Source organism: Kitasatospora sp. NPDC088160, from assembly GCF_044741445.1.
Taxonomy (GTDB): Bacteria; Actinomycetota; Actinomycetes; order Streptomycetales; family Streptomycetaceae; genus Kitasatospora.
Map to the genome: position 1 here is coordinate 1 of NZ_JBIUSS010000040.1, position 25,614 is coordinate 25,614.

Consider the following 25,614-nt stretch of genomic DNA (forward strand, 5'->3'; position numbering starts at 1 on the left):
CCACCAAGCCCCACTCGGCATCGGAGAGTTCATGGCGACGTATCACCACACCATGATCCACTAGCCAAGATCACTTTGACGACACTGCCTAGGGCGGTGACCCGCGGCTCGGTGGTGATCGTGAATTCCTGTGACCGACTGTCGTGCCTCGGGTCCTCGCCGATCGTGCAGGACCAGATCGGGTTGGACGCGGTGGTGACCTGCTGCGGCATGGGCCACTGGGCCTCGGGGTTCTTCGCGGGTGCGAACCCGGGCAGGCCGCAGAGGTTGGCCCAGTCCGGTTCCGTCTGGGCCGCCTTCGCCGACAGGCTCTTCGGTGCCGGAAGTGTCCGGTCCGCGCACGAGCGGGCCTTGGCCACACTGTTGGCGAAGGCCACGGCCAGGCGGGCCCTGGCCTCGTCATGGCCCGCCTCGCTGGTGCTCACCTCGGCACGTACGCCCTTCTGGCACGCCTCGGGGAGCACGGCCCACGCGGCGCCCGGGGTGACCGAGCCGGCCGATTCGCCGGAGAACAGCCGGGCATCCGACGCGGCCAATGCGCCCGGGCCGTCAGCGGTGTTGAGGACGATGGTGAACCGCACGACCTTCTTGGAGGTCTCGAACAAGCCGGAGCTGACCGTGGCGGAGCAGCTGTTCCCGGTGGAGTTCTTCGTCGCCGAGTAGCCCTTCTTGTTCTCACTCATCGGTCCGGACCCCAGCAGGTCGTGCACCTGCTCCGCTGTGGCCGCTCCGTCGCACACGCTGTCGGGCCCGCCGATGTTCGTCAGCCGGTACAGCGCGAAGCCCGCCGCCCCTGCCAGAGCGAGGGAGAATGCCAACAGCACCGCCGTCAACCGCACCCGCAGGGCGCGCGTGGTGAACCCGCGCCGATTGAGTGCCGCGTCGACCTTGCCGGCCAGTCCTACGGCGTCGTCGGGACGCCCGCTCTTGCTCTTGCTCTTGGTCTCCATAGTCCTCACGCCCTGCCGAACACGGTGCGATAGGTGGTGTCGATTCCGTTGTTGTAGGCGGATCCCGCGGTCCTCTGGAGCTGCTGTGGCACGCCCCCGTCGAGGTCCATGGTCTGATGGTCGACTCCGGACATGATCAGCTTGTAGTCGATCATCGCCTTCAGCTGCTGCTGTCCTGCCGAGAAGTGGGAGCTCAGGTTGTCCTGGAGCTTGCTGTCGATCTTGGCCTTGGCGGCGTCGGCGTAGGTGGCCGTCCCGATATCGGCGTAGCGCTGCGCGATGTCGCCCACACCCGGAATCAAGTTCAAGGGTGTGCCGAGCAGGTGGTAATTCATCTTCGCCTGCCAGTCCTGGGCAGACTTGGCGGAGTCCGCGTGGTCGACGACGGAGTCGGCGTACACCGCGTCGAGCGCGCCGAGAGTCCTGCCGGACTCGTGGACGAGGGCATCCAGTCCGTGGTTCACACCACCCGTCGCATCGGGCTTCACCGCGTCGGGGCCGTACCCGTCCAGGCGGCGGGCGATCTCCTGGGTCTCGGCGTGCTGGATGACGGCGAATGCCGCCGGGTCCTCGACGGTGCCTCGGATCAGGCGCAGCAGCTGCTCGCGGTTGACGGTGAGCCCGTCCGGCTGGGACGCGCCGTACAGGTCCTTGCCGAGGATCTCGTGCGTGTCCGCAGCGTAGTCGGCGATCATGTCGGCCATCGGCCGACGGAGTCCGGCCGGAAGGGACGTCTTGTCCCCGGGGCCGGTGCCCGCGAACGACTTCATCGTCTCGTCCATGATCTGCGACATGACCTTGTCGTGCGGGCGGACGACCGGTTGGTCGCTGTGTGGGTCCCGACCGGTCGTGGCCGCCTCCAGGGCATAGCCGAATGCGCTACGGGAGGGAGTGAAGTCGGCGGGAACGTTCTGCTCGTTTCCCTGGAAGGGCCACTTCCGGTCGTGCAGCAGGTAGTCCAGGTTCTTGCTCTTCCCGGGGTCGAAGAAGTCCTTCGACGCCTCGGGGTTGCGGCTGAACGCGTTCATCAGACCGCCCATCGGGTCGGACTGGTCGACCCGGCCGTTCCAGTTCGGGCCCCAGAGGTCCTCGCCCTTGGCCTTGCTGGTGCGCTCGTAGTCGACCAGGTCGTTGCCGACCTTGAGCAGGAACGCCTTGTCGTACGTCCCCTTCGCCCCCATCAGCGCCGTCAGCGCCGGGTAGTTGTCGTTGAACCCCGCCGCAGAGCCTCCCGGGCGGCGGGCGGCGGCCAGCAGGCCGTCCTCCCAGGCCTTGCCCATTCCTCCGTCATGGGTGGCCGTGGCGAGCACCACCGACAGGTTGCCGTAGACGTCCTGGTAGCCCTTGGCGTTGTGGTTGCCGTGGGCGAGGCCGTCGTAGACCTTGCTGTACTCCAGCAGGGCGTCCGGGCCGGTCTTCCCGCCGTAGTCGAGGCCGTTGAGCAGCGTGGTGGAGAAGTCCTTGTTGCCCGCGTTGGCGGCCATGATGTCCTGCAGTTGCTTCAGCTGCGGATCGCTGAGGCTGCCGGCCTTGGCCATCAGGTCCTTGGCCCGGTTGGCGTCGGCGATCGGGCCGCCGCCGTAGGGCGTGGGGTTGAAGGCCGTGGTGCTGGTGCCGATGTCGCCCTGGAGTGCGGCGGTGGCCCGCCGGTCGGCGGAGTCGGCCTTCTCGACGGCCTTCGTCAGCCGGGCCGCGATGGCCTCGGCCTTGGCCGCGAGCGTCTGAGCCAGCTTCTCGCCGTCGGGGTCGTTCCTCGTCTCCTTCGGCAGGGTCCAGTTGACCTGGCCGTCCGCGGCGACGGTCATGTTGTCGCTCTGGGCGTCGTGGATCGCCGTGTCGAGGTCGCGGCGGGCGGCGGCGAAGTCCTCGGCGGCGGTCTTCATGATCGCGGCGAGGGCGGTGGCGACGGCCGAGGCCTGCTTGAAGTCGCCGTCGACGGTCTGGAGCACCTTGGTCGCGTCGTCGGCCGCCGCGCCCTTCCAACCGGCCCGCTGCGCGGTGCTGGTGAGGTCCTTGGCGACCCGGCCGTCCAGGGCGGTGAGGGCCTTGGCGACGCCGGCCCAGGCTTCGGCGGCGTCGGTGATCCCGGAGAAGTCGGCCTCGTGCAGTTCCTTGAAGGACACCATGTGTCCGGGTTCCCCCTTCTGGTCTTCCAACTGCTGTTCTTCTGGGACCAAACAGGGCCAAACAGCGCCTAGCGGCCCGCGCGGAGGTCGGCGGCGGTCGCGGCTTCGTTGGCGCTGTAGGACTGCCGGGTCCTGTCGAGGTTGCCGGCGGCCTTGCCGAGCGTGTCGTGCAGGGCCTTGCACTGCTGCATCCAGCGCTCGGTGCAGCCGGTGAGGGCGCCGCCGAAGGAGAAGCCGCGGATCCTGGTCGACGCGGTGCTCGCGTACTCGGTGAGGCTGTGTGCGCCGGGCCCGGCCTTGCCGTTCGCGTTGTCGAGGTCGGTGGCGATCTGTCGGGCCATCCCGGCCGAGGCGTTGAGTTCGTGCGGGACGTCCAGCCGGGTGGTCACCAGACCCGGGGCGAGGACGGGCGCGGGCACGTTGCCGCCACCGGACTGGACGGGTGGGGCGTACGGCGCGGTCCTGGCCGAGCCGGGTGCCGGAGCCGAGGCCGGCGAGACCGGCCCGGTGGTGAAGTACGGGCTAACCATGTGTGTGCAACTCCTTCTCGTCGAGAAGGGGTCAATCCCCCTGTGGCATGACGACGGTACAGGGACCCTCCGTCAGTGCACTGACGCACCCTCCGTGTTCGCGGTCGCACGGCGGGTGGATGGGGGAGGAGGTCTTGTTACCGGCGGGTCGCTTCCCTATCATCACGGGTGTTACAGCTTTACTGTCAAACCCAGAAGGGTTCTGCAGCCAGTGCGTGACACGAGCAGTCCGCCGGGCGCCACGGCCGCCGGCCCCGGCCCGTTGGCGGGGGTGCGGGTGGTCGAGCTCGCGGGGATCGGGCCGGGGCCGTTCGCGGCGATGCTGCTGGCCGACCTGGGCGCCGACGTGGTGCGGGTGGACCGGCCGGATCCGTCGCCGCTGGGCATCGACCCGGCGTACGACGTGACCAACCGGAACAAGCGGTCGGTGCTGGTCGACCTCAAGTCCCCGGCGGGGCCCGGCCTGGTGCTGGACCTGGTCGAGCGGGCGGACCTGCTGATCGAGGGCTACCGGCCCGGGGTCGCGGAGCGGCTCGGGGTCGGGCCGCAGGACTGCCTGGCCCGCAACCCGGCGCTGGTGTACGGGCGGATGACCGGGTGGGGGCAGCAGGGCCCGCGCGCCGCCAGCGCCGGGCACGACCTCGGGTACGCGGCGGTGGCCGGGGTACTCGGCCTGGTCGCGGGGCCGGGCGGGCCCGAGGAGGCGCCCGGCATCCCGGCCAACCTGCTGGGCGACTACGCGGGCGGCTCGCTCTACCTGGTCGTCGGCCTGCTCGCCGGGCTGCAGCACGCCAGGAGCACCGGCGCCGGCCAGGTCGTCGACGCCGCGATCGTGGACGGCGCGGCGCACCTGTCCAGCATGCTGTGGGGGCTGCTCGCGGCCGGCCACTGGCAGGACCGCCGGGGCGCCAACCTGCTGGACGGTGGCGCGCCGTTCTACGCGGTCTACCGGGCGGCCGACGGCGGACACCTGGCCGTGGGGGCGCTGGAACCGCAGTTCTACGCCGAGTTCGCCCGCCTGCTGGACCTCGGCCCGCAGGCGCCCGGGCAGTACGACCTGGCCCGCTGGCCCGAACTGCGGGCCCTGATCGCCGACCGCTTCGCCACCCGGACCAGGGCCGAGTGGGAGGCCGTCTTCGCCGGGTCCGACGCCTGCGTGGAACCGGTGCTGACGCTGCGTCAGGCAGCCCGGGAGGAACACCTGTTGGCGCGCGGCACCTATGTCGAGGCGGGCGGCGTCACCCAGCCCGCCCCGGCCCCGCGCTTCTCCGCCACCCCCGGCACGCTGCGCCGCCCGCCGGCCCGGCCGGGCGCGGACACCGCCGAAGTGGCCCGCGACTGGGCCGTCCCATCCCTCAACTCCGATGCAGGACAAGGAGCGTAGCGTTGCAGCGCGAGATCTTCACCGAGCAGCACGAGGACTTCCGGGCCGCCGTGCGGGCCTTCCTCGCCAAGGAGGTGCTGCCGCACTACGACCGCTGGGAGAAGGCCGGCATCGTCGACCGCTCCGCCTGGCTGGCGGCCGGCCGCCAGGGCCTGCTCGGGATGGCCGTCCCCGAGGAGTACGGCGGCGGGGGCGCCCCGGACTTCCGCTACGCCGCCGTGCTGGCCGAGGAGTTCGCCCGGGCCGGCGCCTCCGGGCTGGCCGTCGGCCTGCACAACGACATCATCGGCCCCTACCTCACCTCGCTCGCCACCGAGGAGCAGAAGCGCCGCTGGCTGCCCGGCTTCTGCAGCGGCGAGCTGATCACCGCGATCGCGATGACCGAGCCCGGCACCGGCTCCGACCTCCAGGGCATCCGCACCCAGGCCGTCGACCGGGGCGACCACTACCTGCTCAACGGCGCCAAGACCTTCATCTCCAACGGCATCCTCGCCGACCTGGTGGTCGTGGTCGCCCGCACCACCCCCGAGGGCGGCGCGCACGGGCTGAGCCTGCTGGTGGTCGAGCGCGGTACGCCCGGCTTCGAGCGCGGCCGCAACCTGGACAAGATCGGCCAGAAGGCCCAGGACACCGCCGAGTTGTTCTTCGAGGACGTCAGGGTGCCGAAGGCGAACCTGCTCGGCGAGCTCAACGGCGGCTTCGTCCACCTGATGCAGAACCTCGCCCAGGAGCGGCTGACCATCGCGGCCGCGGCGATCGCCGGCGCCGAGTACCTGGTCGAGATCACCACCGACTACGTCAAGCAGCGCGAGGCCTTCGGCCGCCCGCTGGCCAAGCTCCAGCACGTGCGTTTCGAGATCGCCGAACTCGCCACCGAGTGCGCCGTCACCCGGGCCTTCGTCGACCGCTGCATCACCGAGCACAACCGCTACGCGCTCACCCCGGTGGACGCCTCGATGGCCAAGTGGTGGGCCACCGAACTGCAGAAGCGCACCGCCGACCGCTGCCTCCAGCTGCACGGCGGGTACGGGTACATGAGCGAGTTCCCGGTCGCCCGGGCGTTCACCGACGGCCGGATCCAGACCATCTACGGCGGCACCACCGAGATCATGAAGGAGATCGTCGGCCGGTCCGTCCTCGGCTGAGACCTCCCGCGAAACCCCCTGCCCCGAAAGGCGTTTGACCGTGACCACCGAAGCGTACGTCTACGACGCGATCCGCACCCCGCGCGGCCGGGGCAAGGCCACCGGCTCGCTGCACGGCACCAAGCCGATCGACCTCGTCGTCGGCCTGATCCACGAACTGCGCAACCGGCACCCGGAGTTGGACCCGGCGGCGATCGACGACATCGTGCTCGGCGTGGTCAGCCCGGTCGGTGACCAGGGCTCCGACATCGCCCGGATCGCGGCCATCGCGGCCGGCCTGCCCGACACGGTGGCCGGCGTCCAGGAGAACCGCTTCTGCGCCTCTGGCCTGGAGGCCGTCAACCTGGCCGCCGCCAAGGTCCGTTCGGGCTGGGAGGACCTCATCCTGGCCGGCGGCGTCGAGTCGATGTCCCGGGTCAAGATGGCCTCCGACGGTGGCGCCTGGTTCGCGGACCCGATGACCGCGTACGAGACCAACTTCGTCCCGCAGGGCATCGGCGCCGACCTGATCGCCACCATCGAGGGCTTCTCCCGCACCGACGTGGACGCCTTCGCCGCCGAATCCCAGGCCCGCGCCGCCAAGGCGCAGGCGGACGGCCTGTTCGACCGCTCGGTGGTCCCGGTCCGCGACCGCAACGGCCTGGTCGTGCTGGAGCGCGACGAGTTCATCCGTCCCGGCACCACCGTCGAGACCCTGGCCGGCCTCAAGCCCTCCTTCGCCGGCATCGGCGAGGCCGGCGGCTTCGACGCCGTCGCCCTGCAGAAGTACCACTGGGTCGAGGCCATCGACCACGTCCACCACGCCGGCAACTCCTCCGGCATCGTCGACGGCGCCGCGCTCGTCGCCATCGGCAGCCGGGAGATCGGCGAGCGGTACGGGCTGCGCCCGCGCGCCCGGATCGTCTCCGCCGCCGTCTCCGGCTCCGAGCCCACCATCATGCTCACCGGCCCCGCCCCGGCCACCCGCAAGGCGCTCGCCAAGGCCGGGCTCACCGCCGCCGACATCGACCTGGTCGAGATCAACGAGGCCTTCGCGGCGGTCGCCCTGCGCTTCATCCGCGAACTGGGCTTCCGGCCCGAGCAGGTCAACGTCAACGGCGGCGCGATCGCCCTCGGCCACCCGCTCGGCGCCACCGGCGCGATGCTGCTCGGCACCGTGATCGACGAGTTGGAGCGGCGCGACCTGCGCTACGGCCTGATCACCCTCTGCGTGGGCGGCGGCATGGGCGTCGCCACCATCGTCGAGCGCATCTGACCCACTGTCCCTCGGATCCCCTCGGAGACCCTGAACTCATGAGCGACACCACCACCATCCGCTGGGAGCAGGACCAGGACGGCGTGGTCACCCTCGTCCTCGACGACCCGACCCAGTCCGTCAACACCATGAACGAGGCCTTCACCGCCGACCTCGATGCCGTCGTCGACCGGCTGGCCGGCCTCGCCGCCGCCGACGGGCTGCGCGGCGTCGTCGTCACCTCCGGGAAGAAGACCTTCTTCGCCGGGGGAGACCTCCGGCTGCTCTCCGCCGCCCGCCCCGAGGACGCCGCCGCCGTCTTCGAGAAGTCCCAGCGGATCAAGCGCGCGCTGCGCAGGCTGGAGACCCTCGGCAAGCCGGTCGTCGCCGCCGTCAACGGCAGCGCGCTCGGCGGCGGCCTGGAGATCGCCCTCGCCTGCCACCACCGGATCGCCCTGGACAACCCCGCCAGCCGGCTCGGCCTGCCCGAGGTCACCCTCGGCCTGCTGCCGGGCGGCGGCGGAGTGGTCCGCACGGTACGGCTGTTCGGCATCACCGACGCCCTGCTGAAGTTCCTCCTGGAGGGCCGCCAGTACCGCCCGGCGCAGGCCCTGGAACACGGGCTGGTCCACGAACTCGTGGCCACCCCGGAGGAGTTGACCGCCCGGGCGCGGGCCTGGATCGAGGCCAACCCGACCGCCGTCCAGCCCTGGGACGTCAAGGGCCACAAGATCCCCGGCGGCACCCCGGCGAACCCGGCGTTCGCCGCCAACCTGCCCGCCTTCCCGGCCAACCTGCGCAAGCAGCTGAACGGCGCGCCCTACCCGGCCCCGCGCAACATCCTGGCCGCCGCCGTGGAGAGCGCCCAGGTCGACATCGACACCGCGATGGCGATCGAGGCCCGCTACTTCACCGAGCTCGCCTGCGGACAGACCAGCAAGAACATGATCCAGGCGCTGTTCTTCGACCTCCAGGCGGTCAACTCCGGCGCCGGCCGCCCCCAGGGCGTCGAGAAACGACTCGTCCGCAAGGTCGCCGTGCTCGGCGCCGGGATGATGGGCGCGGGCATCGCCTACACCTGCGCCAAGGCCGGCATCGAGGTCGTGCTCAAGGACGTGAGCATGGCCGCCGCCGAACGCGGCAAGGCCTACTCCGCCGGGCTGCTGGACAAGGCGATCGCCCGCGGCCGCTCCACCGAGGCCAAGCGGGACGCGCTGCTCGCCCGGATCACCCCCACCGCCGAGGCCGCGGACCTGGCCGGCTGCGACGCGGTGATCGAGGCCGTCTTCGAGAACACCGAGCTCAAGCACAAGGTGTTCCAGGAGGTCGAGGGCGTCCTCGCCCCCGACGCGCTGCTCTGCTCCAACACCTCCACCCTGCCGATCGGGCTGCTCGCCGAAGGCGTCGAGCGCACCGCGGACTTCATCGGGCTGCACTTCTTCTCCCCGGTCGACAAGATGCGCCTGGTCGAGATCATCCGCGGCCCGCAGACCGGCGACGAGGCCCTCGCCCGCGCCTTCGACCTGGTCCGGCAGATCGACCGGACCCCGATCGTGGTCAACGACTCGCGCGGCTTCTTCACCTCGCGGGTCATCGGCCAGTTCCTCAACGAGGGCGTCGCCATGGTCGGCGAGGGCGTCCCCCCGGCCAGCATCGAGCAGGCCGCCGCCCAGGCCGGCTACCCGGCCAAGGTGCTCTCGCTGATGGACGAGCTCACCCTCACCCTGCCGCGCAAGATCCGCGACGAGTACCGGCGCGCGGTCGAGGCCGCCGGCGGCGGCTGGACGCCCCACCCGGCCGACGCGGTGGTCGACCGGATGGTCGACGAGTTCGGCCGCCCCGGGCGCAGCGGCGGCGCCGGCTTCTACGAGTACGGCGAGGACGGCAAGCGCGGGCGGCTCTGGCCGGGGCTGCGCGAGCACTTCGGCGAGCCGGCCGCGGACGTCCCCTTCGAGGACCTCCCCTTCGAGGACCTCAAGGAGCGGATGCTGTTCAGCGAGGCGCTGGACTCGGTGCGCTGCCTGGAGGAGGGCGTGCTGACCTCGGTCGCCGACGCCAACGTGGGCTCCATCCTGGGCATCGGCTTCCCAGCCTGGACGGGCGGCGTGTTCCAGTACATCAACGGGTACGAGGGCGGCCCGGCCGGCTTCGCGGCCCGGGCCCGCGAACTCGCCGCCGCCTACGGCGAACGGTTCGCGCCGCCGGCGCTGCTGGAGCGGATCGCGGCGGAGGGGCGCACCTTCACCGACTGACCGTCAGGCCTGAGCGGGTGGGGCCGGGTGCCGGACGGCCCCACCCGGCTCCTCCTGCGGTTGCCCGCCCAGGTCCTTGCCCAGCTTCCCGCCCAGCTCCTCGCCGAGTTCCTTGCTCAGCTTCCCGCTCAGCTCCCCGCCGAGTCCTCCCGCAGTTCCTCGCCGAGTTCCTCCCGCAGCGAGCGCTGGAACGCCGTGACCAGTGCCTGCGCCACCATCGGCTGGATGTGGTCCGTCAGCGCCCTCATCCGGGCCAGCTCGTCCGGCGCCGGCTCGCTCTCCCGGTAGGGCCGCCACACCGTCTCCCGGAACAGCCGCTGCAACTCCCGGGCCGTCGCCCGGCTGTGCTCCAGTACCACCGCCCGCGCGGCCAGCAGCGTCTCCAGCGGGATCGGCACGTCCAGGATCCGCACCCCCAGCGGCAGCAGGCCCGGATCCACCCGGAACAGCTCCGGATCGGCCGTCCGCTCCAACGCCCCCATCGCGACCAGGCGTTGCACCTGTTCCTCCGACAGCCCCCGCCCGGCCCGCCGCTCCAACTGCGCCCGGCCCAGTTCCTCCGCCGCCTCGGGCGTCCAGGACGCCACCAGCGCCCGGTGGATCGCCAGGTCCAGCGGCGTGCTGTCCTCCGGCAGCCGGGACAGGTACCGCTCGATCGCGGCCAACGTCAGCCCCTGGCGCTGCAACTCCTCGATCAGCTCCAGCCGGTCCAGGTGCGCGGCCCCGTACAGCCCGACCCGGCGCGGCCCCAACTCCGGTGGTGGCAGCAGGCCCTTCGTCCCGTAGAACCGCACCGTCCGGACCGTCACCCCGGCCCGCGCCGCCAGTTCGTCGACCGTCAGCCGCACACCGCCCCCGTCTCCCATGGCCCCGCGCTCCCCCATCTGCCGCCTCCTGCACTGGCACACTTCCACTGTGACAGCAGCAGTGTGACAGTGCCCGTCCCCCTGGTCCACCGGCTGGTCCACCGGCTGGTCCACCGGCTGGTCCAGCGGCTGGTCCAGCGGCTGGTCCACCGGCGACGGCGGCCCGCCGCGCACGTGAGTCCGCCCCCGCCGCTGGGGAGCGGCGGGGGCGGACTCGGGGTGCCGGTGACTCTGGCGGCGCCGCTTCTGGCCGGAGCCTGCTCTGACCGGCGCTGCTCCTGCGCTGTGGCGCGGCTGGTCCCGGCCTCCGCGGCGTGGGGCTACCGGGAGGCGGCGTCGGCCAGGTCGGCGTGGTGGCGGCGGGTGACCTCGGGATGGGCCCTCGTGTAGCCCTTCCACTCGTTGAGGCCGAACTCGGCGAACAGCGGGTTGTCCGGATCCTCGGTGGCGCCGGGGGCGTGCCGGGCGAACGGGAAGTCCAGCGGCTCGATGTGGGCGTCGAGACGGGGGTTGTAGAAGAACGGGACGGAGAAGCGCTCGCGGGCGCCGACCGGGCTGACCACGCGGTGGTTGGTGGCCTTGAGGTAGCCGTCGGTGGCCACCTCCAGCAGCTCGCCGAGGTTGACGACGAAGGCGCCCGGCATCGGCGGGACCTCCAGGAAGGTGCCGTCCGGGCGCTCGACCTGGAGGCCGCCGACGGTGTCCTGGAGCAGCAGCGTGATGAAGCCGTAGTCCTTGTGGGCACCGACGCCCTGGCCGGCGCCGTTCGGAGCGGTACCGGGGTAGCGGACCAGCTTGAGCCGCAGGTGGGGGTGGCCGGCGAAGGCCTCGTCGTAGAAGTCGGGGCGGGCGCCGATCGCGGTGAGGAGCTCGTGCAGCAGTCGGCGGGCGGTGCCGCTGAGGTGGTCGATCCAGCCGAGCGCGGCGGTGCGCAGCTCGGGGAGCGCAGCGGGCCACTGGTTGGGGCCCTCCAGCCACCAGTACGGGGGCTCGTCGGTGCCGGGGACGTGCGGGGGCAGCTCGGCGCCGATGTCCAGCTGGTCGCGCCAGTCCTGGCTGCCGCCGGTGCGCTCGTCGCCGGTGCGGGTGTAGCCGCGGTAGTGGGGGGAGTTGAGGTTGCTCACGGCGAGCCGGTCGGCCTCGGGGAGGGCGAAGAAGGCGCGCATCGCGTCGGTGAGCGCGGCCGTCTCCTCCGGGGTGATGCCGTGGCCGACGAGCTGGAAGAACCCGACGTCGGTGGCCGCGGCACGGAGCCCGTCGTGCAGCCGGCGGCGGTCGTCCGGGCCGCCGTCGGCGAGCGAGAGGTCGATCACCGGGAGGGAGTCGGATATGGGGGTGTACTGCTGCGACATGTGTGACATCCGCTGGTCTCGTCCCGGCCGGTCCCGGTGATCGACCGGGGGAAGGCCGGAGTGGCCGCCTGGTGCGGCGGGTGCTCCGGGAGCCGGGAGGCGGAGGCGGCCGGGTGGAGGCTGCCCTTGAGGGTGGTGGCGCGAGGTTCAGCTGGAGCGTCGACAGGACATGCTTGTCACGCGGAGCAGGTCCACGTGGCGACGGCGAACAAGGATGAGCACGTCACCAGCGTAGATGACCTTGACCGGAGCGGGCGAGCCCCCTGCGGCGGAGGGCTGCCTCTCACTTGGCAGTGGCCCTTCAAGGGTGGAAAGCCTTCGTGTGTCGCCCCTCTCAGCCGTTGTTGAGGTAGGCCAGCACGGCCAGGACACGGCGGTTGTCGTCGTCGGAGGGCTGGAGGTCGAGCCGGACGAAGATCGACGCGGTGTGCTTGGCGACGGCCCGCTCGGTGATCACCAACTGCTGGGCGATCGCCGCGTTGGAGCGCCCCTCGGCCATCAGCGCCAGCACCTGCCGCTCGCGCGGGGAGAGGGTGGAGACCGGGCCGGCCGAGGAGTTGTGGGCGAGCAGCCGGGTGATCACCTCCGGGTCCATCACGGTGCCGCCCCGGGAGACCCGCTGCACCGCGTCGATGAACTGGGCGCCGTCCAGCACCCGGTCCTTCAGCAGGTAGCCGATCCCGCCGGTGCTGCCGGCCAGCAGCTCGCGCGCGTACAACTGCTCCACGAACTGCGACAGCACCAGGACGGGCAGCCCGGGGTGTGCCTGGCGGGCGGCCAGCGCCGCCCGCAGCCCCTCGTCGGTGAAGCCGGGCGGCAGCCGGACGTCGACCACGGCGATGTCCGGCCGGTCGGCGGCCACTGCGGCGAGCAGTTCGTCGCCGGTCTCGACCGCCGCGGTGACCTCCATGCCGCTGGCCTCCAGCAGCCGAGTCAGGCCGTCCCGGAGGAGGAAGAGGTCTTCGGCGATGACAACGCGCACGGGATCTCCAGGTTCACAATGGTCGGGCCACCGGATGGGCTGCTGATCGCGAGCACCCCGTCGAAGGCGGCCAGTCGGCGTTCGGTTCCGCTGAGGCCGGTCCCCCGGGACGGGTTGGCGCCACCGCGCCCGTCATCGGTGACCGATATCCGCAGCAGCCCGCCACTGTGCCCTATCTCGATCCACACGTGCGAGGCGCCGGCGTGTTTCACCACGTTGGCCAGCAGCTCGCTCACCGCGAAGTAGACGGCGGACTCCACCGGAGCGGGCGCCCGGCCGGGCAACCCGCCGGTGAAGGTGACCGGCAGCGGGAGGTCCAGCGCGGTCGCCTCGACCGCGTCGGCCAGGCCTCGGTCGGCGAGCACCGGCGGATGGATGCCCCGGACCAGGTCGCGCAGCTCGCTCAGGGCCTTGACCGAGGACATCCGGGCCTCGACCAGCAGGGGTTGCAGGGCCTTCGGGTCGTCCTTCACCTGCTCGGCCACGGTCAGCAGCATGCCCAGGGCGACCAGCCGGGCCTGCGCCCCGTCGTGCAGGTCCCGCTCGATCCGGCGCAGCTCGGCCGCCCCGGCGTCGATGGTGTCCGCCCTGGTCCGGGCCAGATGACTGACCTGGCGGGCGAGTTCGCTCCGTCGGGACGGGCCGAGCAGGGCGCGGGCGGCCCGCTCGTGCACCCGCAGGACCACCGGCGCGGCCCACAGGGCGGCCAGCGGGGAGATGTAGAGCCCCATCAGGTAGACGGGCCCCAGCGGGAGGAACGGCCCGTTCCGGCCGAGCACCTGGAGGGCGATCGGGGTCAGCACGACGATCACGGCGGTGATCGGGATGGCGCAGCCGGAGACGAGCACCCAGAGGAGGTCCCGCCACGTCGCCGGATCGGCCAGCCAGCCGCCGGCGCGCAGCCGCTGCCACGGCCCGGCGTCGACGCGGTGGTACGGCACCGGGATCGGTCGGCCGCTCCACCGGCCGACGATCCGCCGGTTCTCCGTCGCGATCCAGCGCGTGCCGAGCAGGCCGAGCACCAGCATCGCCGGCCCCAGGCAGAGCGATCCGGACCGGCCGCCGGGCGGGGCGCCGCCGTAGAGGTCGGTGGCCATCAGCGCGAGCGAGCCCGGCGCGAACAGGACGGCCCCGGCCGCCCGGCCGCCGCCCCCGGTGGCCCAGCAGAGCGCCCAGAGGGCGACCGGCGCCAGCGGCACCAGCAGGATCAGCGGCCCGCCCGGACCGTGGGCGAACGGCTCGGTGTCGTCGGGGCCGAGCAGGGCGGCGGCCAGCAGGACCGGCCCGGCCAGCAGCGCCATCAGCCCCGTGACGGCCAACGTGACCATGTAGAGCGCCCGCACGCCGGCCACGACGGCCCCCTCCAGCTGCGCGACGGCCCTGGACACTGCGCTCGTCCTCATCCCGCGCCTCCCCTCCGGTCGGTGGCCCCGCGGCCCCGGTTGATCATCCGGCGTCAGTCTGCCGCGCCGTGACGTGCGGCGCTCTAGGTCTGCGCCCCCAATCCGGGGTGTACCTGGATACACCCCCGAGAGGCCGTCCAGACGGCTGTCCGCGCCCCGCCCCGGATTCGTAGCGTCATGTCCCGTCAGCCGGCCCGGACTTCCGGCGCCGGACCTCGAATCGTGGAGGGCCCGTGAACGCGCCGATCATCCGGATCCGCGGCGTCAGCAAGACGTACGACCGATCCGACGCCGCCCACCCCGCGCTGGCCGGGCTCGACCTGGAGGTCCGGGCCGGCGAGGCGCTGGCCGTGCTCGGCCGCTCGGGCAGCGGCAAGTCCACCCTGCTGAACCTGGTCGCCGGCCTCGACCGCCCGAGCGAGGGCGCCGTCGAGGTGGACGGCGTGGCCGTCCACGAGCTCGGCGAGGCCGCCCTGGCCGAGTACCGGCGGAAGCGGATCGGCATGGTGTTCCAGTTCTTCAACCTGCTGGACGACCTGAACGTCGAGGACAACGTGCTGCTCCCGGCCCAGCTCGCCGGGATGCGGCGGGAGCCGGCCCGGGTCCGGGCCGGCGAGCTGCTGGAGCGGCTCGGGGTGGCCCGGCACGCCAAGGCCTTCCCCGGTCGGCTCTCCGGCGGCGAGCGCCAACGCGTCGCGGTGGCGCGGGCCTTGATGAACCGCCCGCCGCTGCTGCTCGCCGACGAGCCGACCGGGGCGCTGGACACCGCCTCGGCCGCCGACGTCCGCGACCTGCTCCGGGGGCTCAACGCGGAGGGCCAGACGATCCTGCTGGTCACCCACGACACCGCGCTCGCCGAGGCCTGCGCCGACCGGACCATCGAACTGCTCGACGGCCGGCTGGTCCGGGACACGGCGGCCGTGCCGGCCCCCGGCGGTGCGCGATGAGCGAGCGGTGCGCGATGAGCGAGTGGTGGGGGTGCCCCCGGCCGGAGGCTGGGGGAGAGCGGATCACGGGAGGGCGCGTGCGGGCGAACGCCCCCGCCGGGCGAAGGGAGGCGGGCGCATGAGCGTACTGGGCAAGGTGGTTCGCGCCGGCGTCGGCCGCAAGCGGGTGCAGACCCTGGTCATGGTGCTCACCACGATGGCGGCCGTGACGGCGTGCATCCTCGCCACGGGCCTGCTGGTCGCCTCCCAGGGCCCGTACCAGCGCACCTTCGCCGACCAGCGCGGCGCGCACCTCAACGCGCTGTACGACCCGGCCAGGGCGAGCCCCGCCCAACTCGCCGCGACCGCGCACGCCCCCGGCGTGACGGCCTCGGCCGGCCCCTACCCGGCGCTCACCGTCCAGCCGCGCGCCGGTGACGAGCTGCGGATCCCGCCGGCCGGCAGCCTGCTCCCGCCGGTGACGCTGGTCGGCCGGGCGAAGGACGGCCCGCTGGACGGTCTGCGGATCACCATGGGCCGCTGGCTCGCCGGCCCCGGCGAGGTGGTGTTCCTGGACGGCCACTCGCCGCTGGGCGTCGGCGACAGCATGCAGTTCCCCGACCTCCCCGGGCACCCGGTCCTCAAGGTCGTCGGCCTGGCCGCCTCCCCCTCCTGGAGCGCGGACGGCTGGATCGCCCCCGAACAGGTCGCCGGGCTCACCGCGCCCGGTGCGGCGCCCGCCGCCCAGTACCTCTACCGCTTCGCCCACGCCGACACCGACGCCGAGGTGGAGGCGGACCGCGCCGCGCTCGCCGCCGCGGTGCCGGGCGGCGCCCTCGCCAGGGCCACCTCGTACCGGCCGGCCCAGGCGGAGGCCAACCGGACGGCCGCGACCTTCGTCCCGTTCGTGACGGCCTTCGGGGTGCTCGGCCTGGCCATGTCGGTGCTGATCATCGGCGTCGTGGTCAGCGGCGCCGTCAGCGCCGCCACCCGGCGGATCGGCATCCTCAAATCCCTCGGCTTCACCCCGTCCCAGGTGGCGCGCGCCTACGTCGGCCAGGCACTGATCCCGGCCGGGGTCGGCACGGCGCTCGGCGGAAACCTGTTGTCCGTGCCCGTCCTCGGGATGGCGCACAAGGCCCTGCGCGGCGGCCTGCTCGGCATCCCGCTCTGGGTGGACGTCGCCGTTTCGGCGGTGGCCCTGGCGGCCGTGGCGGGCACCGCCCTGGTGCCCGCGCTGCGGGCCGGCCGGCTGCGCACGGTGGAGGCGCTCGCGGTCGGCCGGACGGCGCCGGGCGCCCGGCGGGCAGCCTCCCGCGGCGGCCCGGGTCCGGCCGGGGCGTCGGGTCCGGCCGCCAGGATCCAGCAGCTCATCGGCCGCCTACCGGTGCCGCGCGCCCTGAGCCTCGGGCTGGCGACCCCGCTCACCCGGCCGGGCCGCTCGGCGACCACGGCCGCCGCGGTGGTGCTCGGCACGGCCGGAGTCACCCTGTGCGTCGGCCTGACGCTCTCGCTCGGCTCCTTCCAGGACGGCCTCCAGGCCGGGCGCTCCGGCAAGGTCGTGCTCCAGACCCCGATCGAGAGCTCGACGAAGGCCCCCGACCACGTGGACGAGGCCGCCGCGACCAGGGCGATCACCGGCCGCCCCGGTACCCGGGCCTGGTACAGCACCGCTCCGACGCCGGTCGCCGTGGCCGGGAACACCGGGCGCACCGCGGTGATCGCCTTCACCGGGGACGCCTCCTGGGGCGGCTACCAGCTGATCTCCGGCCGGTGGTTCCAGGGCCCCGGCGAAGTGGTCGTCGCCACCGCCTTCCTGCGCGCCAACCAGGTGCGCGTCGGCGACACCGTCACCCTCACCGACCACGGGCGCAGCACCCCGGTGCGGATCAGCGGTGAGGTCCTGACCACCAGCGACCAGGTGTTCGTCGACCGGGCCGCACTGGCCCCGCTCGGCACCGCCGTCCAGGCCGACGCGGTCGCCTTCCAGATCGACCTCACCCCGGGCACGGACGCGAAGGCGTACGCGGACGGGCTCGACGACGCCGTCCGGCCGCTGGGCCTGAGCGCCGAAGCGGGCGGGCAGCAGATCAGCATCGTGATGCTGGCCATGAACACCCTCGCCGGGACGCTCACCCTGCTGCTGGCCGTGGTGGCCGGCCTGGGCGTGCTCAACACGGTGCTGCTGGACACCCGGGAGCGGGTGCACGACCTCGGGGTGCTCAAGGCGCTGGGGATGTCGCCCCGGCAGACGGTCGGCATGGTGCTCACCTCGGTCTGCGGCAGCGGGCTGACGGCCGGGCTGATCGGGGTACCGATCGGGATCCTGCTGCACCACCAGGTGATGCCGGCGATGGCCCGCGCCGCCGGGGTCGGGGTGCCGGAGGCGGACCTCACCGTGTTCCACCCCTCGGTGGTGGGGCCGCTGATACTCGGCGGCCTGGTGCTGGCGCTGCTCGGGGCCCTCCTCCCCGCCGCCTGGACGGCTCGCACCCGGACGGTCACGGCGCTGCGCACCGAGTGACGGCGGGGCGGGGCGGTAGGGAAGGCCCGCTCCGCCGGTGACTCAGACCAGCCGTGCCGCCGCGTACGCCTCCAAGGCGGCCCGCTGGTACGCGGCCAGGCCCGGGGTGATGGCCTCGTACGCGGCGCTCCACTGGGCGTTCTCCGTGCAGGAGCGCGCGATCGCGCGGAACTCCTCGACGGAGACCGTCCGGAGCGCGCTGAGCGCCCGGTACTCGGCGTCGATGTGGTTCTGCACGGGCTCGGCGTCCGCCGGGTGGCCGGCCGTCAGCAGCTCCGCCAGGCGGATCATCCGCGCCGTCCGCTCGCGCTGTCCGGCCTCGACGTCGGCCTGGCTCATCGCGGCGGTGGCGCGCCGCGCCGCCTCGGCGTGCTCGGGGAAGTCCCGCAGGCTCTCCTCGACGTCGCCGGGCTGGATGCCCTCGAACAGGTTCTCCGGTCGGTTGATGCTGGTCATGGGTGTGCCGTCCTCTCGGGAACGTTCCAGGTCGGCGATCGTGCGGGAGACGGTGGCGGCCAGGGTGCCCAGCCGGTCGCGCTCGGCGAGCAGCCGGTGCCGGTGGTCCCGCAGGGCCTCCAGCTCGTCCACCTGGTCGCCCAGGATCCGGGCGATCTCGGTCAGCCCGACCCCCAGCGCCCGCAGTACGAGGATCTGTTGCAGCTGGAGCAACTGCCGTTCCTCGTAGTAGCGGTGGCCGTTGGAGCCGATCCAGGCCGGTGGCAGCAGTCCGATCTCGTCGTAGTGCCGCAGGGTCCGGGCGGTCACGCCCGACATCCGGACGACTTCCGCGATCGGCCAGACCACTGCCATGCGCCGTCTCCCTCGTTCACGTTCGCTTGGACCAGGGCCGGTTCCTCCGGCCCTGGTCACGACGGTAGAAGCTGACGCTGCGGCAGCTTCAAGCCCCGAGACCGTCCCGGGGCTGGAACCAGTCGAGGGACTGCCCGTGCGGTCCGGTGAAGGCCACCGGCCGCTCGTCCAGGGCGAGCGCGAACAGCCCGGATCCGACGGGCGCGGGGTGGGGGAGACGTCGCTCGACGGTCGGCAGCACCGAGACGGCCTCGTTGGAGATCCAGTGCCCGGGCAGGCCGCGCATGGTCACCGCGAACTCCTCCCGCGCCTCCGGGGACAGGTAGGCGAGCACCGCGCTGTGGAACACCACCGGCGTGGCACCGGCGGGCACCTGTGCCACCAACTCCCTCACCGTCGCGTTGAGGTCGCCGCGCACCAGGTGCGGCGGCTCGGCCCGGGCGACCTGGACGGCGCCGCGCAGCCGCTCCAGCCGGTGGGCCTGCTCGGGCCAGACCAGCGACTCCAGCCAGCGCATGTCCTCCTCGTCCCGGACGTCCAGCGGGTTGAGGTCGATCCCGGCGCGCCACACCACCTCGGGCAGCCGCTCCCGCAACGACGCCGACAGCGGTACCGGCCCGCGCACCGCGCACTCCAGCGTCACCGGGCTCTCCTGGGCGCCGAACTCGATCGCCGGGCCGCCTGCTTCACCCGCTTCGCCCGCTCCGCCTACTTCGCCCACCTCAACCGTGTATCGGTACCGATACCGGTCCGGGTAGAGGCAGAGCCCCGCCGAGGCCCCCACCTCGATCAGCGCGAGGGGCTGCGGCAGCGCCGCCAGCAGCGGCAGCAGGGTGGCGCACCGGCCGGCCTCGTTGGTCTGCGTCCGCCGTCGCAGCATCGTCGCCGCAACCTCGTCCCAGTGCGCCGACACCCAGGTGCGGAAGGCCGGATAGCCGGCCGTCACCGGTCCGCCGAGGTGGCGGACCGAGCCGAACAGCAGGTTCGGCTGCCGCTTCGCGGCCGGCAGCCCGTCCAGCAGGGCGCACAACTCATCGTCCCCGGCGGCGCGTTCGGCGAGGCCCTGGTAGCTCGCCGAGTTGCCGCGCGCCTCCCGCTCCGCGAAGGCCCGGTAGAGGTCCCCGATAGCACTGTCCACGTCCCGTACTTCCTTTCTCTTCGACTCTCTTCAGCTCTCTTCAGCTCTCTTCAACGAATTGGCACAGCCTTGTCCGTGCCTTTCCGGTCGGGCCGGTGGTCCTACGGCTGCGCCGCCGCCCGCAGCGCGGACACCAGCGCGCCGAGCGCCGGCTGTCCCCAGGCGCCCTCGCGCACTGCGGCGTGCAGCGCACGGACCGGCTCCGGGCCGCGGAGCCGGCGCACGGTGACGCCCGGGTGGCGCTGGGCGAGCCCGAGGGCGGGGACCAGGGCGACGCCCAGTCCGGCCGCGACGAAGCCCTGCGCCGTCGCGTAGTCGGCGCTGTCCACTGCGACGGACGGCCCGAACCCGGCCGCGTCGCAGGCCCCCCGGACGACCTCCCGGCACGGGCCGGGCGGCTCGGCCCCCACCCAGGGCTCGTCCGCGAGCTCGGCGAGGTCCAGGACGCGTTTCGCGGCGAGCCGGTGGCCCTTGGGCAGCACCGCCCGGTACGGGTCGTCGCGCAGGTGGACCAGCCGCAGGCCCGGGTGCGCGGCGCCGTCGGACCGGACCACCACCGCGAGGTCGGCCCGGCCGTCCAGCACCTCGGTGAGCGGGTCCTCCGGGTCGGTCATGCCGAGGTCGAGCCGTACGCCCGGGTGCGTCCGGCGGAACGCGGCCACCGCCGGGGCCACCAACGCGGCGCCGGCCGTGGCGAAGTAGCGCACGGTGAGGCTGCCGCTGCGCCCGGCCCGCAGGTCGGCCAGCGCCGCGCCGGCCTCCGCGACCTGCCGCTCGATGACGGCGGCGTGCCCGGCGAGCAGCAGTCCGGCGGCGGTCGGCCGCACGCCGCGCCCGACGCGTTCCAGCAGGGCCGTCCCGGTCTCCCGCTCCAGCGCCGCCACCTGCTGGCTGACGGCGGACGGGGTGTAGCCGAGCGCGCCGGCCGCCGCGCTCACCGAGCCGTGGTCGACCACGGCCCGCAGGACCTGCATCCGTCGGACGTCGAGCACCTCATTCATGTAGCTCAGCTTAAAGGTGGTGAAGAACATTTCGCTTGTGCTACCGGATCCCGTCGCGGGACCGTCGTCGAACGCCCCGACACCCCCTGACACCCGCCCCCTGACACCCGCCCCCTGACACCCGCCCCCTGACACCCGCCCCCTGACACCCGCCCCCTGACACCCGCCCCCTGACACCCGCCCCCCGACACGCGCCCCCCGACACCCGACATCGACACACCCGACACCGTCACCTCGACAGAAGGAGCACCGCCCGTGCTGCGGATGGCCGTTCTCGCCCTGTTCTGGGGTTCGGGCTTCCTCTGGATCCGGCTCGCGCTCCAGCACGGGCTCACCCCCGTGCAGATCACCGTGCTCCGCTCGGTCCTCGGCGCCGCCGTCCTGCTGCTGCTCGCCCGTTCCGCCCGGCAGCGCCTGCCGCGCGGTGCCGCCGTCTGGCGCCGGCTCACGCTGGCGGCGCTGCTCTGCAACGCGCTGCCGTTCCTCCTGACCGCGTACGGCGAGCGCGGCGTCGGTTCCGGCCTGGCCGGGGTGCTGCACGCGACCACCCCGCTCTGGTCCCTGCTGGTCGGTCTCGCCCTCGGCACCGAACGCGCCCGCGGCCCGCTGCGGTCGGGTGGTCTGGTGCTCGGCTTCGCGGGCGTGCTGCTGATCTTCTCCCCGTGGCGGGACGGCGGTGGCCTCCCCGCCCTGCCCGCACTCGCCCTGCTCGGTGCGGCGGCCAGCTACGCCATCGCCTTCGCCTACATGGCCCGTGCCCTCACCGGCACGGGAGCGGCCCCGTTGGCCCTCTCCGCCGCCCAGCTCACCGCCGCGGCCGGGCTGAGCACGCTCGCGCTGCCGGTCGGCGGCTCGCTCGACCCGGTTGCGGGCGCCGATCCGCTCGGACTCGTCGCCGTCGCCGTCCTCGGCGTCGCCTGCACCGGGCTCACGTTCCACCTCAACTACCGCCTCATCGCCACGGAGGGCCCCACCAGTGCGGCCACCGTCGGCTATCTGCTGCCGGTGGTCTCCACCGCGCTCGGCGCGCTCGTCCTCGGCGAGGAGCTGACGATCCGGACCGTTGCCGGAATGATCGTCGTACTCGCCGGTGTTTTCCTGACGAAACATCACAGGGCCCAGGCCCCCGCCCTCGTGTCGACCCCCACCGCTTCACGCGACTGAACGGACCATGCACCCCCACTCCCTCTGGCGAACCGCCGACTTCCGCACCCTCTTCACCGCGACCGCCCTCGCTCAACTCGGCACCAACGTCGGCTACGTCGCCGTCCCGCTGATCGCCGTCGAGGCGCTCGACGCGGGCCCGGGGCAGGTCGGCGTCCTCGCCACCCTGAGCACCCTCGCCTTCCTGCTCATCGGCCTGCCCGCCGGCGCCTGGGTGGACCGGATGCGCCACCGCCGCGTGCTGATCGTCGCCGACCTGGTGAAGGCCGCGCTGTACGCCTCCATCCCGCTCGCCTGGTGGCTGGGCGGGCTCACCCTCTGGCAGCTGTACACGGTCGCGCTGCTCACCGGCTGCGCGACGGTCTTCTTCGACGTCGGCTCGCAGAGCGTGCTGCCCCGGTTGGTCGGTCGCGGGCACCTGGTGCAGGCGAACGCCGCCGTCGTCGGCCTGATGGCGGTCGGCAACGTCGCCGGGCGCGGCGCGGGCGGCCTGCTGGTCCAACTGCTCACCGCGCCGTTCGCGATCGTCGCGACCGCGCTCAGCCACCTCGGCTCGGCGCTTCGCCTGATCGGGCTGCGCCGCACCCCCGCCTCCGAACCGATCGCCGACAGGGGCAGGGGCAGGGGCGAGGGCGGGGACGGGGACGCCGACAGGGGCAAGGGCAAGGGCAAGGGCAGGGGCGAGGGCGGCGGGCTCGGAGCGCAGATCGCCGAGGGGCTGCGGCACGTCCTCGGCAACCGGGAACTGCGCGCGCTCGCCCTCACCGCGGCCCTCACCAACCTGGGCTTCCAACTCGTCAACACGCTGCTCCCGGTGCTGTTCGTGCGGGAACTGGGCCTTTCCGCCGGGGCGTTGGGCCTGTTCTGGGCGGTCGGCGGGGTCGGCATCCTGCTCGGCTCGCGCTGCGCCCGCCCGATCGCCGCCCGACTCGGCTACGGACGTACGCTCGGCCTGGCCGGCGTCTGCGTGGCGCCCGCCGGGCTGCTGGTGCCGCTGATCGGGCACGGCCCCTGGCTGTTCGCGGCGGGGGCGGGCTGGCTGCTGGTCTCGCTCAAGACCGGGATGGACAACGTCCTCGGGGTGAGCCTGCGCCAGCGGATGACCCCGGACGCGCTCCTCGGCCGGATGAACGCCACCTTCCGCTTCCTGCTCACCGGAGCGCTCGCGATCGGCTCCGCGCTGTCCGGGCTGCTCGGCGAACTCGTCGGCCTGCGGGCCACCCTCTGGTGCGGCGGAGCCGTCCTCGCGGTGGCCTTCCTGCCGGTCTTCCTCTCCCCGATCCGCACCCGCCGCCGGCTCCCCGAAGCCGAAGCCGAAGCCGAAGCCTCCGAAGGCCCCGTCCCCGCGCAGACTCCCACCCAGCTCCCCGCGCAGCCCCGACATGCCTGAGACCTACCAGCCCGGCCCGTGCCCCGGCTGCCAGTCCAGCCCCAGGTGCGGGCGCGGGCGGTGGATCCGCAGCAGCGCGGTCACCGACCAGACGACCAGGGTCAGCAGGGCGTAGAACAGCAGCAGCGCCCAGAACGGCGTGGTGGACATGCTCCCGTCCTCGAACCGGCACCACGCGTCCGGCGGCAGCCAGGACGCGCCCGTCTCCAGCAGCCGTCCGCCGCCGGGTACCAGGCCCTGCTCGCAGCGCTCGCCGAAGTCCAGTGACCGCACGTACAGCAGCCCGTACAGCGAGCCCGCCGCCGCGAGGGACAGGACGGCGCCGAAGGTGAGTAGCACCGCCCGCCGTCGCCCGGTCGCCGTACGGATGTTCGTCACCGGGGCAGCGTACCGGCGCCCCAGCCGGGGCGCCCCGTGATCACCCGAGCAGGCCGCCCATGTGCGCGTCCTCGGCGAGCAGCCGCCACGAGCACCCTGGCGAGGCGAACGCCTCCGGGTCGACGGCCTCGACGAGCCGGTCCACCACGGTGCTCAGCAGCGACTGCGGGTCGAACACCGCCCAGGTGTCCCGGGCCCGCCCGCAGTCCCAGCGCTCCCACTCGGCGCGCAGCCGCTCGTACGTCCACAGCGCGTACAGCAGGGCGGACAGGTCGCGGTTGAGGTAGGCCTCCGGCTGGCCGTCGTCGTACCAGTCCGGCAGCTCCAGGCGGCCGGTGACACCGTCCAGGGCGATCGTCAGATCCGTCGGCCAGTCCCCGAGGGCCAGGAACTCCCGCTGGTACGGGCGCTCCTCCTCGCCGTCGAAGTACTCCGGGTACGCCTCCGCCATCGTGACCAGCGGTTCCTCGCAGACCCCGAACATCGCCCCGCCCAGCGGCAGTCCGATCTCGGTCAGCAGCCGCCGGGTCGGCTCGTGCACCAGCCCGGCGGGCAGTTCCTGCGCCCGGTAGCGGTGCACCAGGCCCGCACCGCCCTCCTCGCCCGTCAGCGCGGCGAGCTCCGCCACCAGCTCCGGGCCGACCTCGTACGCCGGACCGCCCGGACCGCCCGGCAGCGCGCCCCAGCCCAGTGCTCGCACGAGCAGCGCCGTGCCCCAGTGTGCGGGCGGCGTCGCGGACCGCCCGAACAGCCCGGGGTCGATCTCCCGCATCCGCCGTTCGGCCCCGGCCGTCACCTCGGCGACCACCGCGGGGCCGCGCCGCCCGTCCAGCGCGTCCGCCCGCCGGGCCGACTCGGCGACCGCCTCCACCTCCCGCACCAGCCCGGCCAGCGCGGGCAGACCGGAGGCCAGCAGGTCCCGCCTCGGGCCGGGTTCGCCGAGGAACACCTCGCCGGTCGTTCCGTCGAGCAGCACCAGGCCGCCGGCCGCGGCGAACGGCGCGCAGTACTCCGTCTCGCCCAGGACGAACAGCCGCTCCGTCTCCGGCAGTGCCGCCAACGCCCCGCCGCCGAGCACCCCGAAGTCCAGGAACGCCCCCGAGAGCGGCAGCCCCTCCCGGATCAGGAACTCCCGGCTCCCCGGATGCACCACCCCACTCGGCAACCCGTCCGCCGCCACCCGCGCACACCCCGCGTCCCCCATGCCCCCCACGTCCCCCCGCCCTCCACCGCCCCGACCCTTGACCCCCAGACCCTAGCCGCCCCATCCGACACCAGAGCCGGCAAGCCGCCGCAAGCCGCCGCAGGGCTCCAGCTGGACCAGGGCGGACCAGGGCGGACCAGGGCGGACCAGGGCGAGCCGGTTTCCCGGATCCGCCCCCCACCCCACCCGGGCGCCGTACGGGGCGGGTCAGACGAGCCCGCCGGCCTCCTGGGCGGCCCGCTCCACGCGGGCGTGGTGGGCCTGCCACCAGGCCGCGTCGCCGGGGGCGGTGTTGATCCCGTCCGGGCGCTGGCCGGTGGTGCCGTCGACGAGTTCGCGGAGGAGGTCGGCGTGGCCGGCGTGGCGGTGGGTCTCGGCGATCATGTGGACGAGGACCCGGTGCAAGGTCTGCTCGGCCCGCCGGCCGAACGGTATCCGGCCGATCGCGTCCAGCGGCAGCGCCTCGATAGTGGCGTCGGTGTGCGCCCAGACCCGGCGGTAGCGTCCGGTGATCTCCTCCGTGGTCTCGTCCGCCCGCGCCCACAGGTCGGCGTTCGGCTCGGCGTCGCCGGTGAACCACAGCGGCGTCGGTTCGGGGAACGGCCGCCCGAAGGTGTCGCCGAAGTACATCGCCTCGGCCCCGGTGACGTGTTTGACCAGCCCCAGCAGATTGGTCCCGGTCGGGGTCAGCGGGCGCCGGAGGTCGTATTCGGAGAGGCCGTCGAGCTTCCACAGCAGGACGTCGCGGGCGTCCTGGAGATAGATCCGGAGGTCGGTCCTGGGATCGGTCTTGGGATCGGTTGCCGTCATGGCATCAGTCTGTTGATCGCGTCGGACCTGTCCACCGAATTCCGC

Annotated in this window: 21 protein-coding genes; 8 read left to right on the top strand and 13 right to left on the bottom strand. The window is 73.4% G+C overall.

Annotation, left to right across the window (positions count from 1 at the left end; genetic code table 11):
- Positions 1 to 29: 29 nt before the first annotated feature.
- From ACIOGZ_RS39335 to ACIOGZ_RS39345, 3 genes are read right to left on the bottom strand one after another with little or no spacing between them, the layout of a single operon-like run.
- On the bottom strand, positions 30 to 950 hold the full coding sequence (locus ACIOGZ_RS39335) for a hypothetical protein (RefSeq protein WP_400989476.1): 921 nt from the start codon (positions 948 to 950) through the stop codon (positions 30 to 32).
- A 5-nt stretch (positions 951 to 955) separates the two neighbouring features.
- On the bottom strand, positions 956 to 3,106 hold the full coding sequence (locus ACIOGZ_RS39340) for a hypothetical protein (protein ID WP_400989478.1): 2,151 nt from the start codon (positions 3,104 to 3,106) through the stop codon (positions 956 to 958).
- A 38-nt stretch (positions 3,107 to 3,144) separates the two neighbouring features.
- Positions 3,145 to 3,606 carry a hypothetical protein gene (locus ACIOGZ_RS39345; RefSeq protein ID WP_363585680.1) on the bottom strand — a complete coding sequence of 154 codons (462 nt, stop codon included), beginning with the start codon at positions 3,604 to 3,606 and terminating at the stop codon, positions 3,145 to 3,147.
- A 211-nt stretch (positions 3,607 to 3,817) separates the two neighbouring features.
- Between ACIOGZ_RS39345 and ACIOGZ_RS39350 the strand changes: the two genes are divergently transcribed.
- Genes ACIOGZ_RS39350 through ACIOGZ_RS39365 form a run of 4 tightly spaced genes read left to right on the top strand, consistent with a single transcriptional unit; the run spans position 3,818 to position 9,621 of the window.
- A complete protein-coding gene (locus ACIOGZ_RS39350) occupies positions 3,818 to 4,990 on the top strand; it encodes a CaiB/BaiF CoA-transferase family protein (RefSeq protein ID WP_363585679.1) in 1,173 nt (390 codons plus the stop codon).
- A 2-nt stretch (positions 4,991 to 4,992) separates the two neighbouring features.
- Positions 4,993 to 6,135, top strand: a complete 1,143-nt coding sequence (locus ACIOGZ_RS39355) for an acyl-CoA dehydrogenase family protein (RefSeq protein WP_363585678.1) — start codon at positions 4,993 to 4,995, stop codon at positions 6,133 to 6,135.
- A 40-nt stretch (positions 6,136 to 6,175) separates the two neighbouring features.
- Complete coding sequence (locus ACIOGZ_RS39360; RefSeq protein ID WP_363585677.1) at positions 6,176 to 7,390, top strand: acetyl-CoA C-acetyltransferase; 1,215 nt, start codon at positions 6,176 to 6,178, stop codon at positions 7,388 to 7,390.
- Between the two features lie 38 nt (positions 7,391 to 7,428).
- Complete coding sequence (locus ACIOGZ_RS39365) at positions 7,429 to 9,621, top strand: 3-hydroxyacyl-CoA dehydrogenase NAD-binding domain-containing protein (RefSeq protein ID WP_363585676.1); 2,193 nt, start codon at positions 7,429 to 7,431, stop codon at positions 9,619 to 9,621.
- Between the two features lie 128 nt (positions 9,622 to 9,749).
- Here ACIOGZ_RS39365 and ACIOGZ_RS39370 read toward each other — a convergent pair whose 3' ends face one another.
- The 4 genes from ACIOGZ_RS39370 to ACIOGZ_RS39385 form a co-directional block, all read right to left on the bottom strand.
- Complete coding sequence (locus ACIOGZ_RS39370; protein ID WP_400989480.1) at positions 9,750 to 10,487, bottom strand: MerR family transcriptional regulator; 738 nt, start codon at positions 10,485 to 10,487, stop codon at positions 9,750 to 9,752.
- A 320-nt stretch (positions 10,488 to 10,807) separates the two neighbouring features.
- A complete protein-coding gene (locus ACIOGZ_RS39375; RefSeq protein ID WP_400989482.1) occupies positions 10,808 to 11,839 on the bottom strand; it encodes an isopenicillin N synthase family dioxygenase in 1,032 nt (343 codons plus the stop codon).
- A gap of 334 nt (positions 11,840 to 12,173) precedes the next feature.
- Positions 12,174 to 12,821 carry a response regulator transcription factor gene (locus ACIOGZ_RS39380; RefSeq protein WP_363585673.1) on the bottom strand — a complete coding sequence of 216 codons (648 nt, stop codon included), beginning with the start codon at positions 12,819 to 12,821 and terminating at the stop codon, positions 12,174 to 12,176.
- On the bottom strand, positions 12,773 to 14,224 hold the full coding sequence (locus ACIOGZ_RS39385) for a sensor domain-containing protein (RefSeq protein WP_363585672.1): 1,452 nt from the start codon (positions 14,222 to 14,224) through the stop codon (positions 12,773 to 12,775). The genes ACIOGZ_RS39380 and ACIOGZ_RS39385 overlap by 49 nt, the downstream gene beginning before the upstream one ends.
- Positions 14,225 to 14,457: 233 nt before the next feature.
- Here ACIOGZ_RS39385 and ACIOGZ_RS39390 point away from each other — a divergent pair, with 233 nt between their 5' ends.
- Together ACIOGZ_RS39390 and ACIOGZ_RS39395 are read left to right on the top strand one after the other, a co-directional pair.
- Positions 14,458 to 15,171 carry an ABC transporter ATP-binding protein gene (locus tag ACIOGZ_RS39390; protein ID WP_363585671.1) on the top strand — a complete coding sequence of 238 codons (714 nt, stop codon included), beginning with the start codon at positions 14,458 to 14,460 and terminating at the stop codon, positions 15,169 to 15,171.
- A gap of 118 nt (positions 15,172 to 15,289) precedes the next feature.
- The gene (locus tag ACIOGZ_RS39395) at positions 15,290 to 17,674 is read left to right on the top strand and encodes an FtsX-like permease family protein (RefSeq protein WP_400989484.1); all 2,385 of its coding nucleotides are present in this window, start codon (positions 15,290 to 15,292) and stop codon (positions 17,672 to 17,674) included.
- A gap of 42 nt (positions 17,675 to 17,716) precedes the next feature.
- Here the strand turns inward: ACIOGZ_RS39395 and ACIOGZ_RS39400 are convergent, their stop codons facing one another.
- The 3 genes from ACIOGZ_RS39400 to ACIOGZ_RS39410 form a co-directional block, all read right to left on the bottom strand.
- A complete protein-coding gene (locus tag ACIOGZ_RS39400; protein ID WP_363585669.1) occupies positions 17,717 to 18,484 on the bottom strand; it encodes a MerR family transcriptional regulator in 768 nt (255 codons plus the stop codon).
- Between the two features lie 88 nt (positions 18,485 to 18,572).
- On the bottom strand, positions 18,573 to 19,622 hold the full coding sequence (locus tag ACIOGZ_RS39405; RefSeq protein WP_400989486.1) for a DUF2332 domain-containing protein: 1,050 nt from the start codon (positions 19,620 to 19,622) through the stop codon (positions 18,573 to 18,575).
- 101 nt (positions 19,623 to 19,723) lie between these two features.
- A complete protein-coding gene (locus tag ACIOGZ_RS39410) occupies positions 19,724 to 20,596 on the bottom strand; it encodes a LysR family transcriptional regulator (protein WP_363585710.1) in 873 nt (290 codons plus the stop codon).
- 291 nt (positions 20,597 to 20,887) lie between these two features.
- On the opposite strand from ACIOGZ_RS39410, the gene ACIOGZ_RS39415 reads away from it, so the two are divergent.
- Both ACIOGZ_RS39415 and ACIOGZ_RS39420 read left to right on the top strand, forming a co-directional pair.
- The gene (locus tag ACIOGZ_RS39415) at positions 20,888 to 21,787 is read left to right on the top strand and encodes a DMT family transporter (RefSeq protein WP_400811453.1); all 900 of its coding nucleotides are present in this window, start codon (positions 20,888 to 20,890) and stop codon (positions 21,785 to 21,787) included.
- Between the two features lie 7 nt (positions 21,788 to 21,794).
- A complete protein-coding gene (locus ACIOGZ_RS39420; protein WP_400989488.1) occupies positions 21,795 to 23,177 on the top strand; it encodes an MFS transporter in 1,383 nt (460 codons plus the stop codon).
- Positions 23,178 to 23,180: 3 nt separating this feature from the next.
- Here the strand turns inward: ACIOGZ_RS39420 and ACIOGZ_RS39425 are convergent, their stop codons facing one another.
- The 3 genes from ACIOGZ_RS39425 to ACIOGZ_RS39435 form a co-directional block, all read right to left on the bottom strand.
- Complete coding sequence (locus tag ACIOGZ_RS39425) at positions 23,181 to 23,555, bottom strand: hypothetical protein (protein WP_159398386.1); 375 nt, start codon at positions 23,553 to 23,555, stop codon at positions 23,181 to 23,183.
- 40 nt (positions 23,556 to 23,595) lie between these two features.
- Positions 23,596 to 24,705 (bottom strand): SUKH-4 family immunity protein, encoded by a 1,110-nt coding sequence (locus ACIOGZ_RS39430; RefSeq protein WP_400811407.1) that lies wholly within the window; start codon positions 24,703 to 24,705, stop codon positions 23,596 to 23,598.
- Positions 24,706 to 24,966: 261 nt separating this feature from the next.
- Positions 24,967 to 25,569: a DinB family protein gene (locus tag ACIOGZ_RS39435; protein WP_363631416.1), complete on the bottom strand. Its 603-nt coding sequence runs from the start codon at positions 25,567 to 25,569 to the stop codon at positions 24,967 to 24,969.
- Positions 25,570 to 25,614: the final 45 nt, after the last annotated feature.

Bases quoted from the DNA above. Each gene is read 5' to 3' on its own strand.
- ACIOGZ_RS39335 (WP_400989476.1), bottom strand. From the start codon at position 950: ATGGAGACCAAGAGCAAGAGCAAGAGCGGGCGTCCCGACGACGCCGTA.
- ACIOGZ_RS39345 (WP_363585680.1), bottom strand. From the start codon at position 3,606: ATGGTTAGCCCGTACTTCACCACCGGGCCGGTCTCGCCGGCCTCGGCT.
- ACIOGZ_RS39365 (WP_363585676.1), top strand. From the start codon at position 7,429: ATGAGCGACACCACCACCATCCGCTGGGAGCAGGACCAGGACGGCGTG.
- ACIOGZ_RS39370 (WP_400989480.1), bottom strand. From the start codon at position 10,487: ATGGGAGACGGGGGCGGTGTGCGGCTGACGGTCGACGAACTGGCGGCG.
- ACIOGZ_RS39375 (WP_400989482.1), bottom strand. From the start codon at position 11,839: ATGTCGCAGCAGTACACCCCCATATCCGACTCCCTCCCGGTGATCGAC.
- ACIOGZ_RS39385 (WP_363585672.1), bottom strand. From the start codon at position 14,224: ATGAGGACGAGCGCAGTGTCCAGGGCCGTCGCGCAGCTGGAGGGGGCC.
- ACIOGZ_RS39395 (WP_400989484.1), top strand. From the start codon at position 15,290: ATGAGCGTACTGGGCAAGGTGGTTCGCGCCGGCGTCGGCCGCAAGCGG.
- ACIOGZ_RS39400 (WP_363585669.1), bottom strand. From the start codon at position 18,484: ATGGCAGTGGTCTGGCCGATCGCGGAAGTCGTCCGGATGTCGGGCGTG.
- ACIOGZ_RS39410 (WP_363585710.1), bottom strand. From the start codon at position 20,596: ATGCAGGTCCTGCGGGCCGTGGTCGACCACGGCTCGGTGAGCGCGGCG.
- ACIOGZ_RS39415 (WP_400811453.1), top strand. From the start codon at position 20,888: ATGGCCGTTCTCGCCCTGTTCTGGGGTTCGGGCTTCCTCTGGATCCGG.
- ACIOGZ_RS39420 (WP_400989488.1), top strand. From the start codon at position 21,795: ATGCACCCCCACTCCCTCTGGCGAACCGCCGACTTCCGCACCCTCTTC.
- ACIOGZ_RS39435 (WP_363631416.1), bottom strand. From the start codon at position 25,569: ATGACGGCAACCGATCCCAAGACCGATCCCAGGACCGACCTCCGGATC.